Genomic DNA, 19,022 nt, shown 5'->3' with positions numbered 1-19,022 from the left:
GTGCGGTCCGCCGGGGTCGGCGGTCGCACCGGCAGGGGCGAGACCGGGCGGTCGGCGCAGGCCGGCACCCCGGCGAGGACGGCGAGGGCGGCGAGGGCGGCGGCGAGCCGGCGGGGAGGCTCAGCCATCGGACATCCGCCGCCGCACCTGCCGGCGGGCCTCGTGGATCCGGGACTTGACGGTCCCCTCCGGCAGGTCGAGCAGGCCGGCGATCTCGCGGTAGCTCAGCCCGAGCACGTCCCGCAGCGTCACCGCCTCGGCGAGGTCGGGCGGGACCGCGTCGAGCGCGTCGAGGAGGTCGAGCCGGGTGCCTGCCACCACGCTGGTCCGCCGAGGGTCGGGCGGGTCGGGCAGCGGCACGCCGTCGGCCTCTAGCTGCCAGCGCCGGCGCAGCACCCGGTAGGTGGAGCGCGCCCGGTTGGCGGTGAGCCGGTACAGCCAGGTGTGGAACGACGACCGCTCCTCGAACCGGGTGATCCCGCGGGCCAGTGCCAGCAGCGCGTCCTGGCAGGCCTCCTCGGCGTCCTGACGGTGGGGCAGCAGCCGGGCGCACTGGCGCAGCACCTCGGGCCGCACGGCGACCAGCAGCGCGTCGAGCGCGTCGCGGTCGCCGCGCGCGGCCGACCGGGCCAGCTCGTCGGTACCGTCCGGGAGAGACATCAGCTCGTCCAGTGCTCGCCGGTGGGCCGGGCCTCCAGGCTATGCCCGCCGCCGCCCGGACGCCCCGGACGAGTCCGGCAGCCGACGCAACGGACCCCGGCGGCCGTCTCGACGGCGTCACCGGGGAAACTCGGCTGACCGGCCGGCCGCCGCGCCCGTACCCTGCCGGCATGCTCGTCCCCGACCTGCCGCTGCGCACGGACCGCCTGCTGCTGCGCGCCTTCACCCCCGACGACCTGGCCGTGCTTCGCGACTACCGCGGCCGGCCCGAGGTCTGCCGGTTCCTGTACCACGAGCCCTACGACGACGCGGCCGCCCGGGCGGCGGTGGACCGGATGGTGCGGCGCACGGCGTTGCGCGCGCCGGGGGACGTGCTCAACCTGGCCGTCGTCCTGCCGGAGACCGGCGAGTTCGTCGGCGACGTGCTGCTCAGCTGGACCAGCGGCGAGCACCGGCAGGGCGAGATCGGCTATGTCGCCCACCCGGACCACACCGGCCGGGGGTACGTCACGGAGGCGGCCCGGGAGATGCTGCGGCTCGGCTTCGACGGCCTCGGGCTGCACCGGATCGTCGGCCGGCTGGACGCCCGCAACACCGCCTCGGCCCGGGTGCTGGAGCGCCTCGGCATGCGCCGGGAGGCGCACCTGCGGGAGAACGAGTACGTCAAGGGCGAGTGGACCGACGAGGCCGTGTACGCCCTGCTCGCCAGGGAGTGGCGGGCGCTGGCGGCGCGCGTCTGAGCCCGGCCGTACGCCGGTCCGGCGCGCTCCCCGGTCGGGAGGGCGCGCCGGACCGGCGGTGGTCAGGCGGCGGCCTTGCGGGCCTTGACCGCGCTGTCGATCACGTCCCAGACCACGACCACGGCGGTCACCACGACGGCCACCTGGGCCACGTCCTCCGCGCCGCCCTCGCGCAGCCAGGCGAACCGCTCGATCAGCGCCGGGTTGAGCAGCCGGTCGGTGAGCAGCAGCCAGACCAGCGGCGCCGCGAACGCCAGGTTGAGCACGGCGTTGGCCGCGACCAGCGGCCAGGTCCACCGGCCGGCCCGGTACTTCGCGATCTCCAGGCCCATGCTGGCGACCAGCACCACGATCAGCGCCGGCAGCCAGAAGCTCCAGAGCGCCGGGTCGATCATCGGCAGCCGGGAACCGTCCCCGGACAGCCAGGGCTGGAAGTGCTGCCAGGGCAGGAACGCGACGGCGACGAGCAGGAACACGATCGAGGCGCAGCTGTCGACCAGGGTGATCTGCCGCTCCCGGGTCTCCTCGGGCAGCTGGTCGACCGTCCACTCGGGCAGGTTCAGCGAGGTGTTGGTGCGCTCCAGCACGGCGAAGCACAGGGTGACCCAGAAGGCGATCTGCACGGCCGTCTGCAACCCGCTCGCGACGCCGGCGCCGATGGCCGCGCCCGGTTCGCCGCCGACCGTCGCCTTGACCACGCCGGTCACCACGCCGACGATCGCCGGGATGAAGGTGAGCAGCGTCCGCAGGACGCGCCACCAGACCAGGAAGTAGCGCGGGCCGATGAGCTGGAGGCGACGGTCGGTGTAGCGGGCGGCGAGCTGCTCGGGGTTGCCCAGCTCGGTGAGCACCTCCCGTTCGGCCGCGCCGCGGCCCTGCCCGCCGGCGGTCCGGTCCTCGATCATGTCCTCGATGGAGGCGCGCAGCTCGTCGGCGAGCTCCGCCCGGCGCTGCTGCGGCACGGCCCGCAGGGTGGCCGCGAGGTAACGGTCGGTCAGGGAGCTCATCGTCCCACTCCTTCGATCAGCTGGGTGACGGACATCTGCACCGCGGTCAGGTCGTCGAGGAGGCGGCCCAGCACCGCTTCGCCGTCGTCACTGGTGCGGTAGAACTTGCGCGGCCGGCTCTCCTCGGTGTTCCACTCGCTGGTCAGCAGCCCCTGCTCCTCCAGCCGCCGGAGCAGGGGATAGAGGGTGTTGGCGTCGACCGGAAAGCCGTGCGCGGCCAGCCGTTGCAGCAACGCGTAGCCGTAGTCGGGCTGGCGCAGGGCGACCAGGCTGGCCACCACGACGGTGCCGCGCCGTAGCTCCTGTAGATGGGTTCGGAGGACCTCGTCGCTGACCATGCTTGACACGATAGTGTGTGCCACACAGTATGTGCAAGTGGCACAGCATCGTGTGCGCCCGTACCATCGGGACGGAGAGACCCGGGCCACCCTCGGCGCGGACGGTGGAGCCGGCCAGATCGCCTCGGTAGGGTGGGTCGGTCGACTCCGACGCAGCCTTGATCCACACCCCGGGGGGCGCCACGCATGGGCGATTCGTTCGCGCATCTGCACGTACACACCGAGTACTCGATGCTCGACGGGGCGGCCCGGCTCAAGGACCTCTTCGCCGAGGCCGCGCGGCTCGGCATGCCGGCGGTGGCGATCACCGACCACGGCAACATGCACGGCGCGAACGACTTCTACAAGCAGGCCATGGCCGCCGGGGTGAAGCCGATCCTCGGCGTCGAGGCGTACGTGGCGCCGGAGTCGCGCTTCCACAAGCAGCGGGTCAAGTGGGGCCGCCCGGAGCAGAAGAGCGACGACGTCTCCGGTAACGGCGCGATCACCCACATGACCATGTGGGCGGCGAACCGGGACGGCCTGCACAACCTCTTCAAGCTCAACTCGCGCGCCTCCATGGAGGGCCACTACGTCAAGTGGCCCCGGATGGACATGGAGCTGATCGCCGAGCATGCCGAGGGCATCATGGCCACCACGGGCTGCCCCTCCGGCGCGGTGCAGACCCGGCTGCGGCTCGGCCAGTTCGACGAGGCGCTCAAGGTCGCCGCCGCCTACCAGGACATCTTCGGCAAGGACAACTACTTCCTGGAGATCATGGACCACGGCCTCGACATCGAGCGCCGGGTCCGGGACGGGCTCACCGAGATCGCCCGCAAGCTCGACATCCCGCCGGTGGTCACCAACGACTCGCACTACACCCACGAGGCGCAGGCCGAGGCGCACGACGTGCTGCTCTGCGTGCAGACCGGCAGCAACGTCGCCGACCCCAACCGGTTCCGCTTCGAGGGTGGCGGCTACTTCGTCAAGTCGGCCGAGCAGATGCGCGCGGTCGACTCGTCCGAGCTGTGGCAGCAGGGCTGCCGCAACACCCTGCTGGTCGCCGAGAAGGTCGACCCGGCCGGGATGTTCGAGTTCCACAACCTGATGCCGCGGTTCCCGATCCCGGAGGGCGAGACCGAGGAGTCCTGGTTCCGCAAGGAGACCTTCGCCGGGCTGACCCGCCGCTTCCCGAACGGCATCCCCGAGGGCCACGTCGTCCAGGCGGAGTACGAGCTGGGCGTCATCATCCAGATGGGCTTCCCGTCCTACTTCCTCGTGGTCGCCGACTTCATCCAGTGGGCGAAGAGCCAGGGCATCGCGGTCGGCCCGGGCCGTGGCTCGGCCGCCGGCTCGCTGGTCGCGTACGCCCTGGGCATCACCGACCTGGACCCGATCCCGCACGGCCTGATCTTCGAGCGGTTCCTCAACCCCGAGCGCATCTCGATGCCCGATGTCGACATCGACTTCGACGAGCGCCGGCGCGGTGAGGTGATCCGGTACGTCACCGACAAGTGGGGCGAGGACAAGGTCGCGCAGATCGCCACCTTCGGCACCATCAAGGCGAAGGCCGCGATCAAGGACTCGGCGCGGGTGCTCGGCTACCCGTACGCGGTGGGCGACCGGATCACCAAGGCGATGCCGCCGGCGGTGATGGGCAAGGACATCCCGCTCTCCGGCATCTTCGACCCGAAGCACCCGCGCTACGCCGAGGCGGGCGAGATCCGCGGCCTCTACGAGTCCGACCCGGACGTCAAGAAGGTCATCGAGACCGCGAAGGGCATCGAGGGCCTGATCCGGCAGACCGGCGTGCACGCCGCCGGCGTCATCATGTCCGCCGAGCCGATCATCGAGCACATCCCGCTGATGCGGCGGGACGCCGACGGCGTCATCATCACGCAGTTCGACTACCCGACCTGCGAGTCGCTCGGGCTGCTGAAGATGGACTTCCTCGGCCTGCGCAACCTCACGATCATCGACGACGCGGTCAAGAACATCCAGCTCAACCACGGCACGGAGCTGGACCTGCTGGGCCTGCCGCTGGATGACAAGGCCGCCTACGAACTGCTCGCCCGCGGCGACACCCTGGGCGTGTTCCAGCTCGACGGCGGGCCGATGCGCTCGCTGCTGCGGCTCATGAAGCCGGACAACTTCGAGGACATCTCCGCCGTGCTGGCGCTCTATCGGCCCGGCCCCATGGGCGTGGACTCGCACACCAACTACGCGCTGCGCAAGAACGGCCTCCAGGAGATCACGCCGATCCACCCGGAGCTGGAGGAGCCGCTGCGCGAGATCCTCGCCCCCACCTACGGCCTCATCGTCTACCAGGAGCAGGTGCAGCGCGCCGCGCAGATCCTCGCCGGCTACACCCTCGGCCAGGCCGACCTGCTGCGCCGGGCGATGGGCAAGAAGAAGAAGGAGATCCTCGACAAGGAGTTCATCCCGTTCCGGGACGGCTGCCGCGAGCGCGGCTACTCCGACGAGGCCATCCAGGCGGTGTGGGACGTCCTCGTCCCGTTCGCCGGCTACGCGTTCAACAAGGCGCACTCCGCCGCGTACGGCCTGGTGTCGTACTGGACCGCGTACCTCAAGGCGCACTACCCGGCCGAGTACATGGCGGCGCTGCTCACCTCCGTCGGCGACGACAAGGACAAGATGGCGCTCTACCTCTCCGAGTGCCGCCGGATGCGCATCCAGGTCCTCCCGCCGGACGTCAACACCTCGGCCGGGCCGTTCACTCCGGTCGGCGAGGACATCCGGTTCGGGCTGGCCGCGGTGCGCAACGTCGGCGCGAACGTGGTGGCGGCGATCATGCGGTGCCGGGAGGAGAAGGGCGATTACGCCGACTTCTACGACTTTCTGTCCAAGGTGGACGCGGTGGCCTGCAACAAGAAGACCATCGAATCGCTGATCAAGGCGGGCGCCTTCGACTCGCTGAAGCACACCCGCAAGGGTCTGCTCGCCGTGCACGCCGACGCCATCGACGCGTACGCCGACGTCAAGCGCAAGGAGGCCGTCGGCCAGTACGACCTGTTCGGCGCCGGCTTCGGCGACGTGGACAGCGGCGCGGGCAGCACCACGGTCATGCCGGTCATCGGCGAGAGCGAGTGGGACAAGCGGGACAAGCTCGCCTTCGAGCGCGAGATGCTCGGCCTCTACGTCTCCGACCACCCGCTCTTCGGCCTGGAACACGTGCTCGGCGCGGCGGCGGACACCACCATCGCCGCCCTCTCCGAGGAGGGCACCGTGCCCGACGGCGCGGTGGTCACCCTGGCCGGCATCCTCTCCGGCGTGCAGCGCCGGGTCACCAAGCAGGGCCGGGCCTGGGCCTCGGCCACCCTGGAGGACCTGGCCGGTGGGGTGGAGACCCTCTTCTTCCCCAACACCTACGAGGTGATCGGGCAGTACATCGCCGAGGACGCCATCGTCGTGGTGAAGGGGCGGGTCGACCGCCGCGACGACACCCCGCGGATCATGGCGATGGACATGTCCATGCCGGACATCAGCAGCAACCCGGCGAACAAGCCGGTCACCCTCACCATCCCGGTGCACCGCTGCACGCCGCCGCTCGTGGAGAAGCTCAAGGAGACCCTGGTGCTGCACCCGGGCGACACCGAGGTGCACGTCAAGCTGCTCAACGGCGGCAAGGTCACCACGCTGCGCCTCGGCCCGTTCCGGGTGGCCGCCACCACGGCGCTCATGGGCGACCTGAAGAGCGTCCTCGGCCCGGCCAACGTGAGCTGAACCGCCGCGGACGGGCGGTTCAGGGCCGGTGGCCGCCCAGCACGTCCGCGGCGGCTTCGGAGGTCTCCAGCACGACCGTGTGGTAGCTCTCGATGCGCGACAGGATCGCGTCGCGGGGGCCGTCGCGCCAGGCGTCGCTGCCGTAGAAGGCCGCCTCCTGCTCGTCCCGCACCGCCAGGGACGGGAAACCCCGGATCAGGTACGCCTCCTCGTGGCCGTCCTCCCGTGCCAGGGACGCCCCGGCGGCCACCACCCGGATGCCGAAGCGGCCGAGCAGCGGCGCGGCTTCCTCCCTCATCACCCGGACGAACTCGTCGATCGTGCCGGGCTGCAGGCGATAGGTGCGGATCTCGAGAAACATCGACGACCTCCGGAGTGGATGCACGGCTGCTGTCCGTCGTGATCCTGCACCACCGGATCCAGCCCTGCGGTCCGGTCACCCGCGTCCGTCGCCCGGGCAGGGCGGGTCAGGTCGGCCGGTACTCCATCTCGGGGCGGCCCGGCGTCCCGTAGCGGGGCGCGCGGACCGCGCGGTCGACGGAGACCAGGTACTCCAGGTAGCGCCGGGCGGTCACCCGGGAGATCCCGGTGCGCTGCCCGACCTCGGTGGCGGACAGCCCGCCGTCGCCGAGGGCGGCCAGCACGGTGTGCAGGGTGTGCTCGTCCAGGCCCTTGGGCAGGGTGTGCCGCGTCGCCCCGCGCAGGGTGGCGAACATCCGGTCCACCTCGTGCTGGGCGGCCACCTCGCCGTCGGCGAGGGCCTGCCGCCGGTACTCGGCGTACCGCTCCAGCTTGTCGCGGAACGCGGCGAAGGTGAACGGCTTGAGCAGGTAATGGGTCACCCCGAGGGACACCGCGGTGCGGACCACGGCCAGGTCCCGAGCCGAGGTCACCGCCAGCACGTCGACGCTGCTGCCCGCCGCCCGCAGGGCCCGGCACACGTCAAGGCCGTGCAGGTCGGGCAGGCGGAAGTCGAGCAGGACCAGGTCCACGTCCGTGCCGCCGCGCTGGCGCAGCGCCGCCATCGCGTCCCGCGCGGTGTGCGCCACCCCGACCACCACGAAGCCGGGGACCCGTTCGGTGTACGCCTTGTGCGCCTCGGCCAGCAGCGGCTCGTCCTCGACCACCAGCACCCGGATGTCGCTCATCGGGCCACCCCCGGGACCGGCAACCGGACGGTGAACACGGTCTCCCCGGCGTCGGTGCGGGCCACCTCGGCGGCGCCGCCGTGCCGGCGGACCACCTGCCCGACCAGCGCGAGACCCAGCCCCCGGCCGGCGCTCTTGGTGGACCACCCGCGCCGGAACGCGTCCGCCACGCGGTCCGGCTCCAGTCCGGGGCCGCTGTCGCCGACCCGGACCACCAGTTCGTCGTCGACCGTGCCGACGAAGACCCGGACCCGGCGCGGCGCCGGTGCGCCGGCCACCGCCTCGAGGGCGTTGTCGACCAGGTTGCCGACCACGGTGAGCAGGTCGGTGGTGGGCAGCGGGCTGTCGTCGAGCCGGCAGTCCGGCTCGATCACGAGGTCCACGCCGCGCTCGCCGGCCTGCGCCGACTTGCCGAGCAGCAGGGCGGCCAGCGCCGGCTCGGTCACCGCCCCGACCACCCGGTCGGTGAGCTGCTGGGCGAGCGCGAGGTCGCGGGTGGCCAGGCGGACCGCCTCGTCGGTGCGGCCCAGCTCCACCAGGGTGAGCACGGTGTGCAGCCGGTTCGCCGACTCGTGGGTCTGCGCCTGCAGCGCCTCGGTGAGGGCACGGACCGAGTCCAGCTCGCTGGCCAGGTTGCGCAGCTCGGTCTGGTCGCGCAGGGTCAGCACGGTGCCGAGCACCGCTCCCTCGAAGCGGGTGGTGCGCTGGTTGGCCACCAGCACCCGGTCGCCGGCCAGGACCGGCTCGTCGTGCGCGTCCCGGCCGGAGCCGAGCAGATCGGCCACGGCCGGGGGCAGGTCGATCCCGCTGACCGGCCGGTCGATCACGGCCGCGTCGTCGGCCAGCCCGAGCAGGCGGCGGCCCTCGTCGTTGACCAGCGCCACCCGGCGGTCCCGGGTCAGCACCAGCAGCCCCTCGCGGACGGAGTGCAGGACCGCGTCGTAGTACTCGTACATCCGGGTCATCTCGCCCGGTCCGAGGCCGTGGGTCTGCCGGCGGAGCCGGCGGCTGAGCAGCCAGGACCCGGTGGCCGCGAGGGCGAGGGCGGGTGCGGCGGCGCCGAGCAGCACCGGCACCTGGCCGAGCAGCTTCCGGTTGATCGCCCGGGTGGTGATGCCCACCGAGACCAGCCCGATGATCCGGTGCTCGTCGTCGTAGACGGGGACGACCGCGCGCACCGACTCGCCGAGCGTGCCGACGTTGGTGATCGTGAACGGCTCGCCGGAGAGCGCCGGACCGATGTCGCCGATGAACGGCTGCCCGATGAGCTCCGGGTTCGGGTGCGAGTAGCGGGTCCGGTCCGGGGCCATCACCACCACGAAGTCCGTTCCGGTGGCGACCCGGGTGGCCTCCGCGTACGGCTGGAGGGTGGCCGGCGGGTCGGCGGTGGTGAGGGCCGCGCGGACGTTGGGGGAGCCGGCGACGGCCTGCGCCACGGCCAGCACCTCGTCCTTCGCGGCCTGTTGGGAGTCGCTGCGGGCCAGCCAGACGGCGCCGGCCGCGCCGGCCAGCACGAGCAGCGTCACCACCACCGCCTGGAGGGCGAAGAGCTGCCCCGCGATGCTCCACTGCCGTCGGGCCACCGATCCCCTCCTCCCGCCCCGGTCGTCCCGCAAGTCTGGCGCACCCGCCCGGTCCGGTTTCGGCCCCGAGTCGCAGGGGTGAACAGAATGAACGCAAGCGTGCCCTGTGCTGAGACCGGCGTCACATTGTCGGCATGGACACCACCACACCCACCCCCGCGGCCGCCCGGCCCGCCCGCCGGGACCGGACCCGATACCTCTATCTGGCGGTCATCGTGGCCGTCCTCGCCGGCATCCTGGTCGGCCTCGCCGCGCCCGAGGTCGGCAAGGAGTTGAAGCCGCTCGGCACCGGCTTCGTGAACCTCATCAAGATGATGATCAGCCCGGTCATCTTCTGCACGATCGTCCTCGGCGTCGGGTCCGTCCGGCAGGCGGCCAGGGTCGGCAAGGTCGGCGGCCTCGCGCTCGGCTACTTCCTGGTCATGTCGACGGTGGCACTGGCCATCGGCCTGGTGGTCGGCAACATCATCCACCCCGGCTCGGGCCTGAACCTCGGCCCGGAGGTGGCCGACGCGGGCAAGTCCGTCGCCGGTGGCGAGAGCGGCGACACCGTCGAGTTTTTGCTCGGCATCATCCCGACCTCGCTGTTCTCCGCGCTGACCGAGGGCTCGGTGCTCCAGACCCTGCTCGTGGCCCTGCTGGTCGGCTTCGCCGTCCAGGCCATGGGCCGGCGTGGTGAGCCGGTGCTGCGTGCCGTCGAGGTGATCCAGCGCCTCGTCTTCAAGGTGCTGGCGATGATCATGTGGGTGGCCCCGATCGGCGCCTTCGGCGCGATCGCCGCGGTGGTGGGCGCGACCGGCGTGGACGCGCTCACCAGCCTGGCCCAGATCATGCTGGGCTTCTACGCCACCTGCCTGATCTTCGTGATCGTGGTGCTCGGCGCGCTGCTGCGGCTGGTGTCGGGCGTCTCGATCTTCTCCCTGCTGCGTTACCTGGGCCGGGAGTTCCTGCTGATCCTGTCCACCTCGTCGTCGGAGTCGGCGCTGCCGCGGCTGATCGCCAAGATGGAGCACTTCGGTGTCAGCAGGCCGGTCGTCGGCATCACGGTGCCCACCGGCTACTCCTTCAACCTCGACGGCACCGCCATCTACCTGACCATGGCGGCGCTGTTCATCGCCGACGCGCTCGGCAAGCCGATGGCGATCGGCGAGCAGATCGGCCTGCTGGCCTTCATGATCATCGCCTCGAAGGGCGCCGCCGGCGTGACCGGCGCCGGCCTGGCCACCCTGGCCGGCGGCCTCCAGTCCCACCGGCCGGACCTGGTCGACGGCGTCGGGTTGATCGTCGGCATCGACCGGTTCATGTCCGAGGCCCGGGCGCTGACCAACTTCGCCGGCAACGCGGTGGCCACCGTGCTGGTCGGCACCTGGACCGGCGAGTTCGACCGGGACCAGGCCCGGGCCGTCCTCAGCGGCCAGCGCCCGTTCGACGAGGCCACCATGCTCGACGACGACGAGCCGGCCGACGAGGCCCCCGAGTCGGTCCCGGCGCCGCGTTCGGCCACCCCGGCCGACGCGCCGGCCTGACCCGACCGCCCAGCCAGGCCCGCCGGACCACCCGTCCGGCGGGCCCTGGTCGGCGTGCCGGCGGGGACCACAGGACGGGGATTGGCCGTCCCGCTGGCCGGTGATGATCGTTAGCGTCGGTGGCATGGACGTGGAGCAGGCGCAGAAGTTGTGGCAGCCGGAGCCCGGCTGGTTGAACACCGCCAGTTACGGGCTGCCGCCCGAGCCGGCCTGGCAGGCGTTGCAGGACGCCCTGGCGGACTGGCGGGTGGGCCGGATCTCGTGGGAGGGCTGGGGCGTCGCCGCCGAACGGGCCCGCGCCGGGTTCGCCCGGCTGGTCGGGGTGGCCCCGGCGGACGTGACGATCGGCAGCACCGCCTCGCAACTGCTCGCCCCGGTGGCCGCGGCGCTGCCGGCCGGCGCCACGGTGGTCGTACCGGAGGTGGAGTTCACCTCCAACCTGTTCCCCTGGCTGGTGCAGCAGGAGCGGGGCGTCCGGGTCCGCACGGTGCCGCTGGCCGGCCTGGTCGAAGCGATCGACGCCGACACCGACCTGGTCGCGTTCAGCCTCGTGCAGTCCGCCGACGGCGCGGTGGCCCCGTACGAGACGATCGTCGCGGCGGCCCGCGCGCACGGCGCCCTCGTCGCGGTGGACGCCACCCAGGCCGCCGGCTGGCTGCCCTTCGACGCCGGGCTGGCCGACGTGGTGGCGGTGGCCGCGTACAAGTGGTTGATGGCGCCGCGCGGCGCGGCCTTCGGCTACCTGGCCCCGGCGCTGCGCGAGCGGCTGCGTCCCGACGCCGCCGGCTGGTACGCGGGCGCCGACCCGCACGCCTCCTACTACGGCCCGCCGCTGCGGCTGGCCGACGACGCCCGGCGTTTCGACATCTCGCCGGCCTGGTTCAGCTACGTCGGGGCGGCGCCCGCCCTGGAACTGCTCGCCGAGATCGGGCTGCCGGCCGTGCACGCCCACGACGTGGCGCTGGCCAACCGGTTCCTCGCCGGGCTGGGCCGGCCGCCCGGCGACAGCGCGATCGTCGCCGTCGAGGTGCCGGGCGCGCAGGAGAAGCTGGCCCGGGCCGGGGTGCGGGCGGCCGTCCGCGCCGGACGGGTCCGTGCCGCGTTCCACCTCTACACGACCGAGGACGACGTCGACCTGGCCCTGGCGGCGCTGACCGGCTGAGGCGGCGGGCGGCTCCCACCCCGACCGGGTGGGAGCCCCGCCGTCTCAGGCCAGGTGGCCGCCGATCTTCGTGTAGCCGCGCAGCAGGTCGCGGGAGATGATCAGCCGCTGCATCTCGTCGGTGCCCTCGAAGATCCGGTACAGCCGGACCTGCCGGTACCAGCGCTCGATCGGCAGTTCCCGGGTGTAGCCCATCCCGCCGTGGATCTGGAGCACCCGGTCGACCACCCGGTTGACCATGCCGGCGCCGTAGAGCTTGCCCATCGACGAGGCGTGCCGGGGGTCCAGGCCCTGGTCGACCGTCCACGCCGACCGCAGCACCAGCCAGCGGGCCGCCTCCAGTTCGGTCTCCGAGTCGGCGATCATCCACTGGATCGCCTGGTTGGTGCCGATCTTCGCGCCGAAGGTCTCCCGGGTGTTGGCGTGGTCGATGGCCATCTGCAGGGCCCGCTCGGCGATGCCGATGGCGTGCGAGGGGATGGTGTACCGGCCCTTGCCGATCCACTCCATGCCCAGCGTGAAGCCCTGGCCGATCTCGCCGAGGATGTTGCGGTGCGGCACGCGTACGCCGTCGAAGATCAGCGACGCGGGGCCGCCCTCGCCCATGGTCTGGATGAACTCCGACCGCCAGCCCATCGCCCGGTCCACGAGGAACGCGGTCGCGCCACCGTTGCGGGCGCCCTTCTCCGGGTCGGTCACCGCCACCACGATGGCGAAGTCGGCGTCGTTGCCGTTGGTGATGAACGTCTTCTCGCCGTCGAGGACCCAGTCGTCGCCGTCGCGGCGGGCGCGCAGCTTGATGTTCGCCGCGTCCGAGCCGGCGCCCGGTTCGGTGATCGCGAAGCAGGAGATCCGTTCGCCCTCGATGGTGGGGAGGAGGAACTCGCGCTTCTGCTCCTCGCTGGCGTGGAACAGGATGTTGTCCGCCTCGCCGCCGAAGCGGAACGGCACGAAGGAGCGGCCCAGCTCGGTCCAGATCAGCGACTGGAGCACCGCGGGCAGGTCCATCCCGCCGTACTCCTCGGGGGTGGCCAGGCCCCAGAAGCCGAACTTCTTCGCCTTGAGCTGCAACTCGCGCAGCTCGGAGCGGTCCAGGCCGGGCTGGTGGGCGCGCTCGCGGCGCAGCACCTCCTGCTCCAGCGGCAGCACCTCGCGGGTGACGAAGGCGCGCACGGTGTCCCGGACGGCCCGTTCCTCGTCGGACAGTGCGAAGTCCACGATGCTCCCTCGGTCGGCGTGGCGGTGGACCGCCGCGGGCGGCGGCGGTCGCCCTTAAACTAGCGGTGTAAGTTTTCATCCGTCCAGACCCCTCCTCCGGCCGTCGCGGTGAGGCTCCGCCGCCGTGCCCCGGCTAGGGTGCGTGAGCAGGTGTTTCCGACGGGGGAGGCGGAGTGGCGGAATTCGACCGACGAGGGGTGCTCGGCGGAGGCGTCGGCCCGGCGTGGGTGGGCTGAGGTGCCGCGTCCCCGCCAGGCCCTGCTCAACCGGGACCGGATCGTCGAGACCGCGCTCGCGCTGATCGACGCCGACGGCCTCGGCGCGCTCTCCACCCGCCGGCTGGCCGCCGCGCTCGGCGTGCAGGGCCCCTCGCTCTACAACCACTTCGCCACGAAGGACGAGATCCTCGACGCGGTGGCCGACAGCGTCACGGCGTCCGTCGACGTCAGCGTCTTCGACCGGTACGACTGGGTCGAGGCGCTGCGCCGCTGGGCCCGGTCCTACCGAGAGGCGCTGGCCGCGCACCCGAACATCGTCCCCTACCTGGCGCAGGGGCCGGGACGCCGGCCGGCCGCGCTGGCCATGGCCGACGCCGTCTACGGCGCGCTGGTGCGGGCGGGTTGGCCGCCGGCCCGGGCCACGCACATCGGCGCCGCGCTGCGTTACTTCGTGGCCGGGTCGGCGCTCGGCTCGTTCGCCCGCGGCTTCGTGGAGGACCCGGAGTTGTACGCGGCCCACCCGCACCTCAACCAGGCCCACCGGCTGCGCGGCCACCAGCACAGCGTCGACGAGGGCGCGTTCACCCTCGGCCTGGACGCGTTGCTGCACGGCCTCGCCGCCGAGTACGCCCGGACCGTGGCCCCTCTGGAACGCGGCAGCGGTCCGGGGTAGCGTCAAAACTCCCACTGCTAGTTTCCCGCCCCCGAAGGGACGCCATGGATCTCGCCGACGCGCCCCCCGCCCTGCTGGTCCGCCGCCATCTGCACGTCGCCGGGGACTGGGTCGACCCGGCGGACGGCGGGACGATCCCGGTCGAGAACCCGGCCACCGGGGAGGTCATCGGGCAGGTCCCCGCTGGCACCCCGGCCGACGTCGACCGGGCCGTCGCCGCGGCCCGGGCCGCCTTCCCCGGCTGGGCCGCCACCGCCCCCGCCGAGCGGGCCGCCCACCTCGACCGGCTGCACGCCGCGCTCGCCGCCCGGGCCGACGAGATCGCCCGCACCGTGGCCCTCGAACTGGGCACCCCGCTCAAGCTCGCCACCCGGGTGCAGGCCGGCCTGCCGCTCACGGTGCTGCGCAGCATGGTCGACCTCGCCGCCCGCCCGCCGGCCGAGGAGACCATCGGCAACTCCCTCGTCGTCCGCGAGCCGGTCGGCGTGGTCGGCGCGATCACCCCGTGGAACTACCCGCTGCACCAGGTGGTCGCCAAGGTGGCCCCGGCCCTCGCGGCCGGCTGCACGGTGGTGCTCAAGCCCAGCGAGCTGACCCCGCTCACCGCCTACCTGCTCTTCGACGCGATCACCGAGGCCGGGCTGCCGGCCGGGGTGGTCAACCTGGTGCCCGGCACCGGGCCGGTGGTCGGCGAGGCTCTGGCCGCCCACCCCGACGTCGACCTCGTCTCGTTCACCGGCTCCACCGCCACCGGCCGGCGGATCGCCCACCTGGCCGCCGACCGGATCGCCCGGGTCGCCCTGGAACTCGGCGGCAAGTCGGCCAACGTGATCCTCGCCGACGCCGACCTGCCCACCGCCGTCAAGGTCGGTGTCGGCAACGCGCTGCTCAACTCGGGGCAGACCTGCACCGCCTGGACCCGGATGCTGGTCCACCGCGACCGCTACGCCGAGGCGCTGGACCTGGTCGCGGCGGCCGTGGCCGGCTACCGGCCGGGCGACCCGTTCGACCCGGCCACCCGGCTCGGCCCGCTGGTCTCCGCCGCCCAGGCCGAGCGGGTCCGCGGGCACGTCGACCGGGCCCTCGCCGACGGCGCCCGGCTCGTCGCCGGCGGCCCGGCCGCGCCCCTGCCACCGCGCGGGCACTTCGTCGCCCCCACTGTCTTCGCCGACGTGCACCCGGACAGCGCCCTCGCCCAGGAGGAGGTCTTCGGCCCGGTGCTCGCGGTCGTCCCGTTCGCCGACACCGACGAGGCGGTCGCCATCGCCAACAACTCCCGGTACGGGCTGGCCGGCGCGGTCTGGTCCGCCGACGAGGAGGCGGCGCTGGCCGTGGCCCGGCGGCTGCGTACCGGCCAGGTGGACGTCAACGGCGGCGCGTTCAACCCGCTCGCCCCGTTCGGCGGCTACAAGCAGTCCGGCCTCGGCCGTGAACTGGGCGGGTACGGCATCGAGGAGTTCACCGAGCTGAAGGCGATCCAGCGGTGAGGGCGCTCGTGGTCCGCGGTCGGGGCGCCACCCCGGCCGTCGAGGACGTACGCCTGCCCGACCCCGGCCCCGGCGAGCTGCGGGTCCGGATCCGGGCGGCCGGCATCTGCCACTCCGACCTGGCCATGGTGGACGGCACCGTGGCGCCCGCGTACCCGCTGGTGCTGGGGCACGAGGCGACCGGCGTGGTGGCCGAGGCCGGCCCGGGCAGCCGGCTGGCCGTCGGCACGCCCGTGGTGCTCAACTGGGCGCCCGCCTGCCGCGCCTGCTGGCACTGCCGGCACGGCGAGCCCTGGCTCTGCGCCGCCAACACGGGAGCCTCGGTGGCCCGGGGGGAGACCGCCGACGGCGGCCCGCTCCAGGTCACCCTGGGTCTCGGCGCGCTCGCCGAGGAGGTGGTGGTGCCCGAGCGGGCCGCCATCGCCGTCCCGTCCGGCCTGCCGCCGGAGCAGGCCGCGCTGCTCGGCTGCGCGGTGCTCACCGGCACCGGCGCGGTCCGCAACACCGCCCGGGTCGCACCCGGCGAGTCGGTCGCGGTGATCGGCCTCGGCGGGGTCGGCCTCGCCGCGCTCACGGCCGCCCGGCGGGCCGGCGCGGGCCCGATCCTCGCCGTCGACGTGGCCGAGGCGAAGCGGGACCTCGCCCTCGCGGCCGGCGCCACCGACTTCCTCCGCTCCGACGACACCCTGGCCAAGGAGGTCCGGGCGCGCACCGAGGGACGCGGCGTCGACCACGCCTTCGAGTGCGTCGGCCGGTCCGTCACCATCCGGGCCGCCTGGCGCTGCACCCGGCGCGGGGGAGCGGTCACCGTGGTCGGCATGGGCGCCAAGGACGACCTGCTCAGCCTGTCGGCGTTGGACATCTTCCACTCGGCCCGCACCCTGCGGTCCTCGGTCTACGGCTCCTCCGACCCGGACCGGGAGGTGCCGGAGCTGGCCGGCGCGCTCGCCGACGGCAGCCTGGACCTGGCTCCGCTGGTCAGCGGCACCGTCCCGCTGGCGGAGGCGCCCGCGGCGCTGGACCGGCTGGCCCGGGGCGAGGGCGCCCGCTGGGTGGTCACCTTCCCGGACTGACCCCGGGTCGGCCCTCGATCAGCGCGGCGAACCCGTCGAGCAGCCGGCGCAGGCCGAAGTCGAAGACGCTCTCCAGGTCCAGGTCGACGCCGCCGGCCGTGAGGGCGTCCATGGTGGCCAGCCCGCCACCGGCCATCAGCTGCTGGAAGGTGGCCTGCTGCCGGTCCACCCACTGCTCGTGGGTGAGGCCGGTGTCCTGCACGGCCTGCGCGCCCATCTCCAGGTTCGTGGCGATGCCCTTCACGTACGCCATCAGGGTGACCGCGACGTGCCAGCGCACCTGCGGGTCCAGGCCCAGGCCCGCGGTGGCCCGCAGCGCGCGGTCGGTGTGCGCCATGCCGTGCGGCAGCGGCTGCGGCCGGGCGATCGAGATGACGTGGGGCACCCAGCGGTGCCGGCGGTAGACGGCCCACTGCGCCCGGGCGAGCAGGTCCAGCCGGGCCCGCCAGCCGGGCGGGTCGGTGGGCGGCAGCGGGGCATCGGCCAGCGCCGCGTCGGCCATCGCGAGGATCAGCTCGTCCCGGCCGCGCACGTGCCGGTAGAGCGACATGGTGGCCACGCCCAGGTCGGCGGCGATCTGCCGCATGGACACCGCACCCAGTCCGCCCTCGTCGGCCAGCGTCACGGCGGTGCGCAGCACCCGCTCCCGGCTCAGCTCCGGCTCGGCCCGCGCCGGCTCCCGCCGTGGCTCGGCGACCACGGTGCCGGCGCCCGGGCGGGTCAGCACCAGCCCCTCGGCGCGGAGCAGGGCCAGCACCCGGGTCGCGGTGGCGATGGCCACCCCGTGCTCCCGGGTGAGCTGCCGGGCCGAGGGCACCCGGTCGCCGGGACGCAGCTCGCCCAGGTCGATCCGGCGGCGGATCTCCGCGGCGATCCGCCGGTACGGCGGCTCCTGCCCCTGACCCCGCTGTGACATGCCGGGAGCGTACTAGTACACCCGCTCGACGGGACACCCCGGGACGGGCAGCGTACTAGGTCGCCGGCAGCGCCCGGATCGCGCCGGACCTTAGCGTCCCACTCGCACCGCGTGGACGGTGTACGCGTGATCTCGGGAGGACACCATGAACGACAGGACCGTGCTCATCTCCGGCGCCGGCGTGGCCGGCCCCGCCCTCGCCTTCTGGCTGCGCCGGCACGGCTTCGCCGTGACCGTGGTGGAACGCGCCCCCGGGCTGCGCCCCGGCGGGCAGGCGGTCGACGTGCGGGGGGCCGCCCGGGAGGTGGTTGACCGGATGGGGCTGACCGGCCGGGTCCGGGCCGAGACCCTCCGGGAGCAGGGCATGGCGTACGTCGACGAGCGGGGCGAGGTGCGTGCCCGGCTGCCGGTGCACGCCTTCGGTGGGGAGGGCATCGTGGCCGACATCGAGATCGAGCGCGGCGACCTGGCCCGGCTGCTGTACGAGGCGACCCGCGACGACGTCGAGTACGTCTTCGACGACTCGATCGAGACGCTGGAGCAGACCGGGGACGGGGTGCGGCTCACCTTCGCCCGCTCCGCCCCGCGCACCGTCGACCTGGTGGTCGGGGCGGACGGCTCGCACTCCCGTACCCGGGCGCTGGCGTTCGGCCCGGAGTCGGCGTACGTCCGGCCGCTCGGCGCGTACCTGGCCTACTTCTCCACCCCGTACCGCGACGGGACCGGCTGGTTCCTGCTGCACAACGCACCCGACGGCCGGGTGGTCGGCACCCGACCGACCCGGGACGGGCGGACCGCCGCGTTCTTCAGCTTCCGCTCCCCGGAACTCGACGTGGACCGCCGGGACCGGGCCGCCCAGCAGCGGCTGCTCGCCGAGCGCTTCGCCGGCGTCGGCTGGCGCGCCGCCGAACTGCTGGCCGTCGCCCCGGACGCCGGCGACTTCTACTTCGACCGGTACGGCCAGGTGCGGATGGAGCGCTGGAGCGCCGGGCGGGTGGCGCTGCTCGGCGACGCGGCCTGGTGCCCCTCCCCGCTCACCGGGCAGGGCACCAGCCTGGCGCTGGTCGGGGCGTACCTGCTTGCCGGGGAGCTGGCCGCGGCGCGGGGCGACCACACGGTGGCGTACCGCCGGTACGAGGAGCTGCTGCGGCCGCACGTGACCCGGGGCCAGGAGCTGCCGGGCGGGGGCATCGCCGGCTTCCTGCCGGCCAGCCGGACCGCGATCCGGATGCGGGACGCGTCGATGCGGGCCATGACCTCCCGTCCGCTGCGCGGGCTGGCCACCCGGCTCTTCTTCAGCAAGGCCGACGGACTCGATCTGCCGGAGTACGCGACGGCCCGGTGACGGTGCCGCACCACATGTCGACGGCCGCCGATCCGTCCGGTTGCCCCCCGACGGGCTCGCCCCCTATGGCGGGCGAGCCCGTCCCCTCCCGGCCGAATGTGTGGAGGATCGACATGGCTCGACTCTGCCGGTGCGCCGTAGGTTTCCTGCACGCGACGGCCCTGTGACCCCGGTCACCGACCTGGCCGGCGCGGGACGGACGTGC

16 protein-coding genes are annotated in these 19,022 nt (G+C 73.5%); 8 read left to right on the top strand and 8 right to left on the bottom strand.

What is annotated here, in order from left to right; translation table 11 throughout:
- Window positions 1–120: 120 nt before the first annotated feature.
- Entirely contained in the window at window positions 121–660 is a 540-nt protein-coding gene (locus tag IEY96_RS19530; RefSeq protein ID WP_189196252.1) for an RNA polymerase sigma factor, read from the bottom strand.
- Window positions 661–830: 170 nt separating this feature from the next.
- On the opposite strand from IEY96_RS19530, the gene IEY96_RS19525 reads away from it, so the two are divergent.
- Window positions 831–1,400, top strand: a complete 570-nt coding sequence (locus IEY96_RS19525; RefSeq protein WP_189196251.1) for a GNAT family N-acetyltransferase — start codon at window positions 831–833, stop codon at window positions 1,398–1,400.
- A gap of 62 nt (window positions 1,401–1,462) precedes the next feature.
- Here the strand turns inward: IEY96_RS19525 and IEY96_RS19520 are convergent, their stop codons facing one another.
- A complete protein-coding gene (locus IEY96_RS19520) occupies window positions 1,463–2,407 on the bottom strand; it encodes a permease prefix domain 1-containing protein (RefSeq protein ID WP_189196250.1) in 945 nt (314 codons plus the stop codon).
- Window positions 2,404–2,745, bottom strand: coding sequence for a PadR family transcriptional regulator (locus IEY96_RS19515; RefSeq protein WP_189196249.1), 342 nt, complete (start codon window positions 2,743–2,745; stop codon window positions 2,404–2,406). Before IEY96_RS19515 ends, IEY96_RS19520 begins: the two co-directional genes overlap by 4 nt.
- 186 nt (window positions 2,746–2,931) lie before the next feature.
- On the opposite strand from IEY96_RS19515, the gene dnaE reads away from it, so the two are divergent.
- On the top strand, window positions 2,932–6,468 hold the full coding sequence (gene dnaE, locus IEY96_RS19510; RefSeq protein WP_189196248.1) for a DNA polymerase III subunit alpha: 3,537 nt from the start codon (window positions 2,932–2,934) through the stop codon (window positions 6,466–6,468).
- A 19-nt stretch (window positions 6,469–6,487) separates the two neighbouring features.
- Here dnaE and IEY96_RS19505 read toward each other — a convergent pair whose 3' ends face one another.
- The 3 genes from IEY96_RS19505 to IEY96_RS19495 form a co-directional block, all read right to left on the bottom strand.
- Window positions 6,488–6,829, bottom strand: a complete 342-nt coding sequence (locus IEY96_RS19505) for an NIPSNAP family protein (RefSeq protein ID WP_189196247.1) — start codon at window positions 6,827–6,829, stop codon at window positions 6,488–6,490.
- A 106-nt stretch (window positions 6,830–6,935) separates the two neighbouring features.
- Window positions 6,936–7,616 (bottom strand): response regulator, encoded by a 681-nt coding sequence (locus IEY96_RS19500; protein WP_189196246.1) that lies wholly within the window; start codon window positions 7,614–7,616, stop codon window positions 6,936–6,938.
- Window positions 7,613–9,199, bottom strand: a complete 1,587-nt coding sequence (locus IEY96_RS19495) for an ATP-binding protein (protein ID WP_189196245.1) — start codon at window positions 9,197–9,199, stop codon at window positions 7,613–7,615. The genes IEY96_RS19500 and IEY96_RS19495 overlap by 4 nt, the downstream gene beginning before the upstream one ends.
- 134 nt (window positions 9,200–9,333) lie before the next feature.
- Between IEY96_RS19495 and IEY96_RS19490 the strand changes: the two genes are divergently transcribed.
- A complete protein-coding gene (locus IEY96_RS19490) occupies window positions 9,334–10,725 on the top strand; it encodes a cation:dicarboxylate symporter family transporter (RefSeq protein WP_189196244.1) in 1,392 nt (463 codons plus the stop codon).
- A gap of 124 nt (window positions 10,726–10,849) precedes the next feature.
- Window positions 10,850–11,887, top strand: coding sequence for an aminotransferase class V-fold PLP-dependent enzyme (locus tag IEY96_RS19485; RefSeq protein WP_189196243.1), 1,038 nt, complete (start codon window positions 10,850–10,852; stop codon window positions 11,885–11,887).
- Between the two features lie 45 nt (window positions 11,888–11,932).
- Here the strand turns inward: IEY96_RS19485 and IEY96_RS19480 are convergent, their stop codons facing one another.
- On the bottom strand, window positions 11,933–13,105 hold the full coding sequence (locus IEY96_RS19480; RefSeq protein ID WP_189196242.1) for an acyl-CoA dehydrogenase family protein: 1,173 nt from the start codon (window positions 13,103–13,105) through the stop codon (window positions 11,933–11,935).
- A gap of 237 nt (window positions 13,106–13,342) precedes the next feature.
- On the opposite strand from IEY96_RS19480, the gene IEY96_RS19475 reads away from it, so the two are divergent.
- The 3 genes from IEY96_RS19475 to IEY96_RS19465 are packed head-to-tail and all read left to right on the top strand — an operon-like array spanning window position 13,343 to window position 16,556.
- Window positions 13,343–13,996 carry a TetR/AcrR family transcriptional regulator gene (locus tag IEY96_RS19475; protein WP_189196241.1) on the top strand — a complete coding sequence of 218 codons (654 nt, stop codon included), beginning with the start codon at window positions 13,343–13,345 and terminating at the stop codon, window positions 13,994–13,996.
- Window positions 13,997–14,040: 44 nt separating this feature from the next.
- The gene (locus IEY96_RS19470) at window positions 14,041–15,483 is read left to right on the top strand and encodes an aldehyde dehydrogenase family protein (RefSeq protein ID WP_189196240.1); all 1,443 of its coding nucleotides are present in this window, start codon (window positions 14,041–14,043) and stop codon (window positions 15,481–15,483) included.
- Window positions 15,480–16,556 carry a zinc-binding dehydrogenase gene (locus tag IEY96_RS19465; RefSeq protein WP_229791723.1) on the top strand — a complete coding sequence of 359 codons (1,077 nt, stop codon included), beginning with the start codon at window positions 15,480–15,482 and terminating at the stop codon, window positions 16,554–16,556. The genes IEY96_RS19470 and IEY96_RS19465 overlap by 4 nt, the downstream gene beginning before the upstream one ends.
- Here the strand turns inward: IEY96_RS19465 and IEY96_RS19460 are convergent.
- A complete protein-coding gene (locus IEY96_RS19460; protein WP_189196239.1) occupies window positions 16,540–17,472 on the bottom strand; it encodes a GntR family transcriptional regulator in 933 nt (310 codons plus the stop codon). The genes IEY96_RS19465 and IEY96_RS19460 overlap by 17 nt on opposite strands.
- 145 nt (window positions 17,473–17,617) lie before the next feature.
- On the opposite strand from IEY96_RS19460, the gene IEY96_RS19455 reads away from it, so the two are divergent.
- Window positions 17,618–18,817 (top strand): FAD-dependent monooxygenase, encoded by a 1,200-nt coding sequence (locus IEY96_RS19455; protein ID WP_189196238.1) that lies wholly within the window; start codon window positions 17,618–17,620, stop codon window positions 18,815–18,817.
- Window positions 18,818–19,022 lie beyond the last annotated feature (205 nt).

This window comes from Micromonospora fulviviridis (genome assembly GCF_014648395.1).
Classification (GTDB): domain Bacteria; phylum Actinomycetota; class Actinomycetes; order Mycobacteriales; family Micromonosporaceae; genus Micromonospora; species Micromonospora fulviviridis.
The sequence above is the reverse complement of the archived record's forward strand: the minus strand, read 5'-3'. Positions and strand labels throughout refer to the sequence as shown.

Excerpts from the sequence above, each read along its gene's own strand:
- IEY96_RS19470 (WP_189196240.1), top strand. The coding sequence starts at position 14,041 with ATGGATCTCGCCGACGCGCCCCCCGCCCTGCTGGTCCGCCGCCATCTG.
- IEY96_RS19455 (WP_189196238.1), top strand. The coding sequence starts at position 17,618 with ATGAACGACAGGACCGTGCTCATCTCCGGCGCCGGCGTGGCCGGCCCC.
- IEY96_RS19525 (WP_189196251.1), top strand. The coding sequence starts at position 831 with ATGCTCGTCCCCGACCTGCCGCTGCGCACGGACCGCCTGCTGCTGCGC.
- IEY96_RS19490 (WP_189196244.1), top strand. The coding sequence starts at position 9,334 with ATGGACACCACCACACCCACCCCCGCGGCCGCCCGGCCCGCCCGCCGG.
- IEY96_RS19460 (WP_189196239.1), bottom strand. The coding sequence starts at position 17,472 with ATGTCACAGCGGGGTCAGGGGCAGGAGCCGCCGTACCGGCGGATCGCC.
- IEY96_RS19530 (WP_189196252.1), bottom strand. The coding sequence starts at position 660 with ATGTCTCTCCCGGACGGTACCGACGAGCTGGCCCGGTCGGCCGCGCGC.
- IEY96_RS19515 (WP_189196249.1), bottom strand. The coding sequence starts at position 2,745 with ATGGTCAGCGACGAGGTCCTCCGAACCCATCTACAGGAGCTACGGCGC.
- dnaE (WP_189196248.1), top strand. The coding sequence starts at position 2,932 with ATGGGCGATTCGTTCGCGCATCTGCACGTACACACCGAGTACTCGATG.
- IEY96_RS19500 (WP_189196246.1), bottom strand. The coding sequence starts at position 7,616 with ATGAGCGACATCCGGGTGCTGGTGGTCGAGGACGAGCCGCTGCTGGCC.
- IEY96_RS19505 (WP_189196247.1), bottom strand. The coding sequence starts at position 6,829 with ATGTTTCTCGAGATCCGCACCTATCGCCTGCAGCCCGGCACGATCGAC.
- IEY96_RS19520 (WP_189196250.1), bottom strand. The coding sequence starts at position 2,407 with ATGAGCTCCCTGACCGACCGTTACCTCGCGGCCACCCTGCGGGCCGTG.
- IEY96_RS19485 (WP_189196243.1), top strand. The coding sequence starts at position 10,850 with ATGGACGTGGAGCAGGCGCAGAAGTTGTGGCAGCCGGAGCCCGGCTGG.